This is a genomic window from Faecalibacterium hattorii, from assembly GCF_003287455.1.
GTDB lineage: Bacteria > Bacillota > Clostridia > Oscillospirales > Ruminococcaceae > Faecalibacterium > Faecalibacterium hattorii.
Window position 1 is genome coordinate 207,105 of sequence record NZ_PRLC01000003.1, and the last position, 6,781, is coordinate 213,885.

Here is a 6,781-nt window from a genome sequence, read left to right on the forward strand (position 1 = left end):
CTTCCCATCGAGGACGGCACCTGCCGTCCTCGATTTTTTGCACAATTCCGCCGCTTTTTCCTTGTGCAGTTTTCCGAATCCGCGAAAAAGGGCTTGACTTTGGTTGTGCGGTGTGTTAATTTGTAGTCACATTCATAAACACTTTATAAAAGTTAATAAACAAATAAAAACGGAGGTCATCTTATGAAAGGCACAATGAAAGTTGCAGTCATGAACGGCATCGGCAAGATGGGCTACACCACCCGCCCGATCCCCACACCCAAAGAGGACGAGGTTCTTGTCAAGCTGGAATACGTTGGCATCTGCGGCAGCGATATGCACTACTATGAAACGGGTGCGATCGGCAATTATGTGGTCAAGCCACCGTTCGTGCTGGGCCACGAGCCGGGCGGCACAGTCGTGGAAGTTGGCAGTGCTGTCAAGCATCTGAAAGTCGGCGACCGCGTTGCGCTGGAGCCGGGCAAGACCTGCGGTCACTGCAAGTTCTGCCGCGAGGGCAAATACAACCTCTGCCCGGATGTCGTGTTCTTCGCTACCCCGCCGGTAGACGGTGTTTTTCAGGAGTATGTGGCACATGAAGCAAACCTCTGCTTCAAGCTGCCGGACAACGTAAGCACCATGGAAGGTGCGCTGATCGAGCCTCTGGCCGTTGGTTTCCACGCCGCCAATCAGGGCGGTGCTCATGCCGGTCAGACTGCGGTGGTCATGGGTGCAGGCTGCATTGGTCTGGTCTCCATGATGGCGCTGAAAGCCGAGGGTGTTTCCCGTGTTTACGTTGTAGATATCATGCAGAAGCGTCTGGATAAGGCTCTTGAACTGGGTGCAGACGGTGTGATCAACAGCCGCGAAAAGGATGCTGTCCAGACGATTCTCGACCTGACCGATGGTCTGGGCTGCGACCTCGTTATCGAGACTGCTGGTACAGAAATCACTACCCGCCAGGCCATTGAGATGGCGCAGAAGGGCGCAAACATCGTTCTGGTTGGTTACTCCAAATCCGGCGAGATGACCCTGCCTATGAGCCTTGCACTGGACAAGGAACTGACCTTCAAGACCGTGTTCCGTTATCGCCACATTTACCCCATGGCGATCGATGCCGTTGCTTCCGGCAAAATCAATCTGAAGGGCATTGTGACCAACATCTTTGACTTTGACGACATCCAGAATGCCATGGACAAGAGCATTTCGGACAAGGCCAACATCGTCAAAGCAGTGGTGAAGATTGCGGAGGAAACGAAGGTATGAGCTTTCCGCAGGTTCTGACCGGTGTGGCGCACATTGGCATCCCAACAAATGATCTCGACAAGACCATTGCATTTTACAAGAAGCTGGGGTTTGTTTCTGCGCTGGAAACGGTGAACAAAGCCGCCGGGGAGCGCGTTGCGTTTCTTCAGCTTGGCGATCTGATGATCGAAACCTATGAAAACCATCGTGCGGCGGAAAAGGACGGAGCAATCGACCATGTAGCTCTGGCAACGACCGATATCGAAGCCGCCTTTGCTGCGGCAAAAGAGGCAGGGATGCACCTGCTGCATTCCAGCATCCAGTCACTGCCGTTCTGGGAAAACGGTGTTCGCTTTTTCATGGTCGAAGGCCCGAATAAAGAGAGAATAGAGTTCTGCCAGAAATTATAAGCATCGCGTCAAGAGGAGAAAGGAGCGCGTCGTATGAGTTACACAGCAGAGCCGAAACAGCAGGATACGAACATCAAAATCCCTCTGATCAGTAAAATCGCTTACGGCATGGGCGATGTGGGCTGCAACTTCAGCTGGATGTTCGTTGGCAACTTCTTGATGATTTTTTACACCGATGTCTGCGGCATCAGCATGGCGGCAGTGTCCCTCCTGATGCTGGTCTCCCGCTTCTGGGATGCCATCAATGACCCCGTGATCGGTTCGCTGAGCGACCGTACCCGTTCCCGCTGGGGACGCTACCGTCCATGGCTGCTGTTCGGCGCACCGGCAACTGCTGTGGTGCTCGTGCTGACGTTCTGGGCGCACCCCACATGGTCAGACAGTGCTAAGAGCCTGTATATGTACATTACTTACTGTGTACTGGTTCTGGGCTATACTTGCGTGAACATCCCTTATGGTACGCTCTGCGGCACCCTGACCCAGAACATCGAGGAGCGTGCGAAAATCAACACCTCTCGCTCCGTCTGTGCCATGATCGCCATCAATATCATCAACATCATCACCCTGCCTTTGATCTCTGCTTTTGGCGGTGATAATGCAGCACGGGGATATCTTCTGGTGACCGTCCTTTACGGCGGTATCTTCACCCTCTGTCACTGGTTCTGTTTTGCCAAAACCAAAGAGGTCGTCCAGCCCCCGGAGCGGAAAAAAGTCTCACTGAAAAAGCAGTTGGATGCAGCGCTTCAGAACAAGCCCTACCTGATTGCACTGGCGGGTCAGTTCCTGTTCGGTGTAACGCTGTATGGCCGCAATGCCGACCTGCTCTATTACTTCAAATATGTGGAAGGCAACGAGAATCTGTTTACCATCTACTCGATGATCCTGATCGTTCCCTCCATTCTGGGTGCTGCGGCATTCCCCTTCGTGTTTGAAAAGCTGGGAAACAAAGGGCACACCGCTTCCCTTTTCGCTGCCGGAACCGGCGTTTCCCTGATTGCGCTCTATTTCTTCAGTGCAGTTTCTTCTCCCATTCCGTTCTATACATTCGCTGCACTGTCCCAGTTCTTCTTCTGCGGATTCAATACCGCCATCTACGCCATCGTTCCCGACTGCGTGGAGTATGGCGAGTGGAAAACCGGTGTCCGCAACGATGGTTTCCAGTACGCATTCGTTTCACTGGGGAACAAACTGGGCATGGCGATTGGCACCTCTGCGCTGGCTGGTGTGCTGAGTGCATTGAGTTTTGCCCCCAATCAGGTGCAGAATGCTGCCGTGCAGAATGCGATGCACTATGCATTCTCGCTGCTTCCCGGTGTGCTGTGGCTGATAACAGCGATTGTCCTGTTCTTCTACCGAATCAGTAAGCGTTCGTATAACCAGATTATGTCCGAACTGAACGCTAAAAAAACGGGTTGAGGTGATACCATGTTTGATGTTGTAGCTTTGGGAGAAAGCCTGATCGACTTTACCCCGAACGGAACCAATGCACAGGGCATCGAATTGTTTGCCCGGAATCCCGGCGGTGCACCCGCCAATGTCCTTGCCATGAATGCCCGTCTGGGCGGCAAAACAGCATTCATCGGAAAAGTCGGCAAAGACGGATTTGGCGATTTTCTCCGCCAGACCCTTGTGGAAAGCAGCATTGATGTGTCCGGTCTGGTGATTGACGAAAAGATTCCCACGACCCTTGCCTTCGTACAGCTTGACAGCAAGGGAGACCGCTCCTTTACCTTTTACCGGAACCCCGGTGCCGATGTGATGCTGACTTCGGCAGAAGTCAACAGGAATCTGATTGACGATGCTGCCATCTTCCATTTCGGCTCTGTCTCTCTGACCTCCGACCCGAGCCGCACCGCCACGTTGGAAGCTGCGCGGTATGCACGGCAGCAGGGCAAGCTGGTCAGCTTTGACCCCAATTACCGTCCGCTTCTGTGGGAGCACCCGGCAGATGCCGTTGTCCAGATGCAGGAAGGTGTCAAGCTGGCGGATCTTCTGAAAGTTTCCGAGGAAGAAATGCAGCTTATCACAAACGAAAGCGACCTTGCCCGCGGCTCACAAGCCCTGCTCGAAATGGGGCCATCTCTTGTGCTGGTATCGCTGGGTGCAAAGGGTGCTTATTACCGGAACGCTGTGGGCGCAGGGCATCTTCCCACCTATGATGTGCCTACCGTGGACACGACGGGTGCAGGCGATGCTTTCATGGGCGCAATTCACTACCAGCTGCGGAGAAAAGCTGCGGAGGATTTGCGTACCCTCCCTGCATTTGAGCTTGAAGAAATCGTCCGCTTCGGCAATGCAGCGGGCAGTCTGACCACGACAAAGGGCGGCGCAATCCCTGCAATGCCCTCCATGGTGGAAATTCAGAACTGCATTGCCTCTATCCCACTGATGTAAAAGAAAGGATACCCTATGACAAAATTACAGATCAGAATGCGGCAGGTCGATCAGGTCAAGGACTTTGTAGATTTGCTGTCCAAATATCCCTATGAGATGGACTTAGTCTCCGGGCGATATACCATTGATGCCAAATCCCTGCTTGGCATTTACAGTCTCGACCTGAGCAATCCGCTTACCCTTGTGATTTATTCCGATTCCTGCGAAGAACTGCTGACACAGCTCCATGCGCTGCTCCCAGATTGCATCGTCTGATTTTCTACGCTTTTCTCCTTCTTCCATTTGCACCGTTCAATTCTGGTTCTCCTTCACCAGAATCGGGCGGTGTTTTGATTTGTATAAGTCTTACTATCACCGCTTTACTGCAATAAAACTTGCAAAACCATCTTGACGCTCGCCGCAATCCGTGATACCCTTTATCGCAAATCCCACCAATTTTGTAGAAAAGTACAGAGCGGCGAGGATTTATTCCCCATGAAGATTTTTACCGCCCCGCAACACACCCGATCTATTTTGCCGCTTACTTCATCCGACAAAATCATCGCTGCGCTGCGTGGGCGGTATTTTTCTTTTTCACAAATAAAATCTTATGTAGTTGTTCAATCTTCCAAAATTTGTTTTTAGTTGTTGACCGCACAACCGCAAAGTGTTATTCTGATGCTTGAAAGAAGCAGGTTGTAGTGTCCGCACTGCGCCCGGCTTTCTTCATACTGTACCTTGAATCTTACATAAGCCGTCTGAACGAGATACTGCGCCATGACCTCACACTTTCTGTGGGCGAGCCGGACAACGCCGCTGCAAAACAGGGGCAGGAACTGCGTTCGGTGTGAACGGTGACCATGAGCAGGGGCTTTGCCTTTTCACACGTTTTGCTCTGCAAAATTTTCAACGTGCATTGCGGTTCGACTTCTGAAATTTTCAGTGTTGCACGGAAAGGGCGAAAGCAAGTATCGACCTGTGGCCACAAATTTTCAATACTTGAAAAATTGCTGTCCACATGGTCTGCCACTTGTTGGGGAGTGCCTTCCCCAAACCCTGCTCTAGCTTCGCACCGTTGGTGCGAATGCGGCGTGTCGCATTACATAGCCCTCTCCATCCCGGAGCGGGCATTTATCATTTTCACAGGAGGTCGAATATGGCTGAAATGAAAAGTCCGAACGTATACGCAAAGAAGAACCGCAATGACACGCCGCGAAAACGAAAGACACACATCATCAAAGTCAGGGTGACCGCAGAAGAAAAACTGCGGATCGCATACGCCTGCAAAGAACTCCACCTCACCCAATCCGAACTCATCCGCCGCGTCCTGTACGGTGTGAACGTCAAGCACACCGTTGTGGTGGCGCAGGGCGGCGAGGATGCACTGGCGGCGCTTGCCGCCTTGTCTGCTCAGTGCAGCAAGGTGGGAAGCAACCTCAACCAGCTTGCACGGCACTTCAACTCCGGCGGCAAAGACACCGAGCAGCTCCGGGCGCAAATTCTGGAGGAACTGTCCGCACTCACGAACTTTCGGCTGAAAGCCGAAGAAACGGTTGGTGAACTGTATGGCAACCATCAAGCATTTAAGCTCGAAGAACTCTAACTATGCCGCCGCCGAAAGCTATCTCACCTTTCAGCACAACGAGTACACTGGTCTGCCCATTCTGGACGAGAAGGGCAGACCCAAGCTGCGGGATTCGTACCTGCTCGACACTCTTGAGTGCGGCGAATCTTCGTTTGCTATGGCCTGCCTGATCGCCAATCGCAAGTACGGCAAGAACGGCGGGCGGGAGGACGTGAAGACCCACCATTATATCATCAGCTTCGACCCGAAGGACGCAGTAGAGAACGGCCTGACCATGGAGCGGGCGCAAGCCCTTGGCTTGCAGTTCTGCAAGGACAACTTCCCCGGTCATCCCGCCATCGTCTGCACCCACCCGGACGGTCACAACAGTGCAGGGAACATCCACGTCCACATCGTCATCGGCAGCTTGCGCGTCTGCACCGTGGAACGGCAGCCTTTCATGGACAAGCCGTGCGACTGGGAAGCGGGCAAGAAGCACCGCTGCACCTCTGCCATGCTCCGGCACCTCCGTGTCGCTGTCATGGAGATGTGCGAGCAAGCCGACCTGAACCAGATCAATCTGCTGGAAGCCCAAGGCGACCATGTTTCGGAGCGCGAGTATTGGGCGCAGCGGCGCGGACAACGCCGCCTCGACCATGCCAACGCCAAACTTGCCGCCGAAGGGCAGCAGCCCACCCAGACCGTCTACCAGACCGAGCTGGACAAGCTGCGAAAGCAGATCTACGCTGTGCTGAACAAGACCACCACCTTCGAGGAATTTTCTGCATTGCTCATGCAGGAACACGGCATCGCCGTGAAGGAGAGCCGAGGCCGGTTGAGCTACTGCCCGCCCGACCGGACAAAGTTCATCACAGCCAAGAAACTGAGCAAGAAGCTGGAAAAGGAGCAGGTGCTGACCGCCCTCTCCCAGAACATCCAGCTTGCCGTCACCATCCAGCCCAGCAGCGAACAGAAGCCGGATAAGATCAGGAAACTGGTTGACATTCAGGCGAACGTTGCTGCAGGCAAGGGCATCGGCTATGAGCGTTGGGCGAAAAAATTCAACCTCAAACGCTGGTCGCAGACCTTGTGTCTCCTGCAGGAGAAAAAACTGCTCAGCGAAGATGCCCTGAACCAGCGCATTGCCGAACTGAAAACCCAGCACGACGATGCACTGGCGGTGGTCAAAGACTTGGATGCCCGCATGGTC

The 6,781-nt window shown here is 53.5% G+C and carries 7 protein-coding genes; all 7 read left to right on the forward strand.

The window, feature by feature from the left end:
- Positions 1-183: 183 nt before the first annotated feature.
- A complete protein-coding gene (locus C4N23_RS03600) occupies positions 184-1,245 on the forward strand; it encodes an NAD(P)-dependent alcohol dehydrogenase (RefSeq protein ID WP_005940978.1) in 1,062 nt (353 codons plus the stop codon).
- Entirely contained in the window at positions 1,242-1,634 is a 393-nt protein-coding gene (locus C4N23_RS03605; protein ID WP_112144094.1) for a VOC family protein, read from the forward strand. Before C4N23_RS03600 ends, C4N23_RS03605 begins: the two co-directional genes overlap by 4 nt.
- A gap of 33 nt (positions 1,635-1,667) precedes the next feature.
- On the forward strand, positions 1,668-3,050 hold the full coding sequence (locus C4N23_RS03610) for an MFS transporter (RefSeq protein ID WP_112144096.1): 1,383 nt from the start codon (positions 1,668-1,670) through the stop codon (positions 3,048-3,050).
- A 9-nt stretch (positions 3,051-3,059) separates the two neighbouring features.
- Positions 3,060-4,028, forward strand: coding sequence for a carbohydrate kinase family protein (locus C4N23_RS03615; protein WP_005940986.1), 969 nt, complete (start codon positions 3,060-3,062; stop codon positions 4,026-4,028).
- A gap of 15 nt (positions 4,029-4,043) precedes the next feature.
- Entirely contained in the window at positions 4,044-4,283 is a 240-nt protein-coding gene (locus tag C4N23_RS03620; protein WP_015564590.1) for an HPr family phosphocarrier protein, read from the forward strand.
- Positions 4,284-5,163: 880 nt separating this feature from the next.
- Positions 5,164-5,610, forward strand: coding sequence for a plasmid mobilization protein (locus C4N23_RS03625; RefSeq protein ID WP_112144098.1), 447 nt, complete (start codon positions 5,164-5,166; stop codon positions 5,608-5,610).
- A partial coding sequence (locus tag C4N23_RS03630; protein ID WP_112144100.1) for a relaxase/mobilization nuclease domain-containing protein occupies positions 5,573-6,781 on the forward strand: 1,209 nt, incomplete at its 3' end. The genes C4N23_RS03625 and C4N23_RS03630, both read left to right, overlap by 38 nt.